The 3,323-nt window shown below is 54.1% G+C and carries 2 rRNA genes; both read right to left on the bottom strand.

Annotation, left to right across the window (positions count from 1 at the left end):
- Positions 1-55: 55 nt before the first annotated feature.
- Positions 56-168 (bottom strand): 5S ribosomal RNA (gene rrf / locus HMPREF1249_RS01870).
- Between the two features lie 120 nt (positions 169-288).
- Positions 289-3,263: ribosomal RNA gene (locus tag HMPREF1249_RS01865) — 23S ribosomal RNA — on the bottom strand.
- Between the last annotated feature and the right edge of the window lie 60 nt (positions 3,264-3,323).

The raw sequence follows: 3,323 nt of genomic DNA, 5'->3' as shown, positions 1-3,323 counted from the left end.
CAGACACAAAAAAAGCCGGAACCTGAATATTCAGGTTCCGGCTTCCTCAAATATGGGTTGGCAACGACCTACTCTCCCACGAACTGAATCGCAGTACCATCGGCGCTGAAGCGCTTAACTTCCGGGTTCGGCATGGTTCCGGGTGGACCCGCTCCGCTGGTCACCAACCGCATATCCGTCTATCGAAAAGCAGTTTACACCTCTTCAAACTCACTCTGCCACGTCTTCTATCCTTTCCAGTCCTAATTCCACTAACGGTCTTTAGCAGTTTCTCTCGAAGCAAGTTAAAAGGAAAAGGCCTCGGCGTATTAGTATCGGTCAGCTAAAAACCTCGCGGCTCTTACACTCCCGACCTATCTATCCCTTCGTCTCAGGGACGCCTTACCAACCTTCCGTTGTGAGATATCTCATCTCGAGGGGGGCTTCCCACTTAGATGCCTTCAGCGGTTATCCCTGCCGCACATGGCTACCCGGCTTCTGCGTCTGGCAACACAACCGGTACACTAGCGGTGCGTCCACTCCGGTCCTCTCGTACTAGGAGCAGCTCCTCTCAAATATCTTGCGCCCGTGGCGGATAGGGACCAAACTGTCTCACGACGTTTTAAACCCAGCTCACGTACCGCTTTAATGGGCGAACAGACCAACCCTTGGGACCTGCTACAGCCCCAGGATGCGACGAGCCGACATCGAGGTGCCAAACCTCCCCGTCGATGGGAACTCTCGGGGGAGATCAGCCTGTTATCCCCAGGGTAGCTTTTATCCGATGAGCGACGGCCTTTCCACTCAGCACCGCCGGATCACTAGGACCGACTTTCGTCTCTGCTCGAATTGTCACTCTCGCAGTCAAGCCAACTTATACCCTTACGCTCTCTGGGCGATTTCCATCCGCCCTGAGTTGACCTTTGCGCGCCTCCGTTACTCTTTAGGAGGCGACCGCCCCAGTCAAACTGCCCACCTGGCAGGGTCCGCATTCACGCTTCAGTGCTATGCGTTAGACGTTCAACATCACAAGGGTGGTATCCCAACATCGACTCCTACAAATCTAACGATCTGTATTCTCAGTCTCCCACCTATCCTGTACGTGTAAGGTCAAACGTCAGTACCAGGCTACAGTAAAGCTCCATGGGGTCTTCCCGTCCCGCCACGGGTAACCGGCATCTTGACCGGTACTACAATTTCACTGGGTCTCTCGTCGAGACAGCGCCCAAATCGTTACGCCATTCGTGCAGGTCGGAACTTACCCGACAAGGAATTTCGCTACCTTAGGACCGTTATAGTTACGGCCGCCGTTTACTGGGGCTTCAGTTCTAAGCTTCGCCTTGCGGCTAACTCTTCCCTTTAACCTTCCAGCACCGGGCAGGCGTCAGACCCTATACTTCGGTTTGCACCTTACGCAGAGTCCTATGTTTTTATTAAACAGTCGCTTGGGCCTGGTTTCTGCGGCTGCTTCCCGCTTACATGAGTATCCATTTCACGGGCGCAGCACTCCTTCTCCCTAAGTTACGGAGTCAACTTGCAGAGTTCCTTAACGAGAGTTTTCCCATTCACCTTGGCTTGTTCAGCCTGACCACCTGTGTCGGTTTCGGGTACGGGCGCGATCGCTCTCCCTAGAAGCTTTTCTCGGCAGCCGGGCTTCAGTGGCTTCACCCTCTAAGGGCTCCCCATCAGGTCTCAGGATTATCGACAAGGTGGATTTGCCTGCCTCGTCTCCCTACTCCCTTGAACCGGCTCTTCCATCCGCCGGCTCCACTTAGCCTCCTGCGTCACTCCTTCGGTCATGCAAGCTCTCGCGGGACCGGAATGTCTACCGGTTGTCCATCGGCTACGCTTTTCAGCCTGACCTTAGGTCCCGCCTAACCCTGGGCGGACGAACCTTCCCCAGGAATCCTTGGTCTTTCGGTGTGCGAGGCTCTCACTCGCATTGCGTTACTCATGCCGACATTCTCACTACTCTGTAGTCCACCGCACTTCACAATGCGGCTTCTTCCCTTTAGAGTACGCTCCCCTACCGATGTCTTCACATCCCATAGCTTCGGCGGTTCGCTTAGCCCCCTACATTTTCGGCGCAGGAGACCTCGACCAGTGAGCTGTTACGCACTCTTTAAAGGATGGCTGCTTCTGAGCCAACCTCCTGGCTGTCTGAGGCTTCCCACATCCTTGTCACACTTAGCGAACTCTTTGGGGCCTTAGCTGTTGATCTGGGCTGTTTCCCTTTTGACCACGAACCTTATCACCCGTAGTCTCACTCCCAAGTTTACAGTGTCGGTATTCGGAGTTTGATAGATCTCGGTAGTCCCCCAGGACCCCTTGATCTGTCAGTAGCTCTACCCCCGACACTTACTACTTGAGGCTGCACCTCAATGCATTTCGGGGAGAACCAGCTATTACCCAACTCGATTAGCTTTTCACTCCTAACCACAGGTCATCCAAGACTTTTTCAACAGGCACTGGTTGGGTCCTCCATGAGGTTTCACCCTCACTTCAACCTGCCCATGGCTAGATCGTCGGGCTTCGGGTGTGCTGCACGAAACTCGCGCCCTCTTCGGACTCGCTTTCGCTTCGGCTCCAATCCTTCACAGATCTTAACCTCGCTACGTACAGCATCTCGCCGGCTCATTTTTCAATAGGCACGCTGTTACTTTCCACGGATCGCTCCGCTTCCAGCTTCAACTGCTTGTAGGCACAGGGTTTCAGGTCTATTTCACTCCCCTCCCGGGGTGCTTTTCACCTTTCCCTCTCGGTACTATGCGCTATCGGTCACTTACAGTGTTTAGCCTTGGACGATGGGCCGCCCTGATTCAACCGGAATTCCACGTGCTCCGGCCTACTTGGGATCCCTTCTCAGAGGCTTCAGCTTTTCGCCTACAGGGCTTTCACCCTCTACGGCCGGCTTTTCCAACACCGTTCAGCTAAGCTGACGCTTTCTAACTCTGCGAGCAGTCTGCAATCTGCTCCCGAAGGTCCCTCAACCCCAAACATGCAACGCTTGCAGGCTTCCACATGTTCGGTTTAGGCTCTTCCCCTTTCGCTCACCACTACTCAGGGTATCTCTTCGATTTCTTTTCCTCTGGCTACTGAGATGTTTCACTTCACCAGGTTCCCCACCTTGCGGTGTGTCGGAGTCTTCCTCCGACGGGTTGCCCCATTCAGATATCCCCGGATCAAGGCCCGCTTGCGGCTCCCCGAGGCTTTTCGCAGCTTGCGACGTCTTTCTTCGGCTGTAAGTGCCAAGGCATCCATCCTGTGCCCTTAATACCTTTTCCTTACCTTTCCTTGCTTCCCAGTTACTCTTGCTTTCTTCCCGTTAGCTTCTTTAGTCCTTT

Source organism: Jonquetella sp. BV3C21 (genome assembly GCF_000468895.1).
Taxonomy (GTDB): domain Bacteria; phylum Synergistota; class Synergistia; order Synergistales; family Dethiosulfovibrionaceae; genus Jonquetella; species Jonquetella anthropi.
Note: the sequence above shows the minus strand (reverse complement) of the source record. Positions and strands in the feature narration are given on the sequence as shown.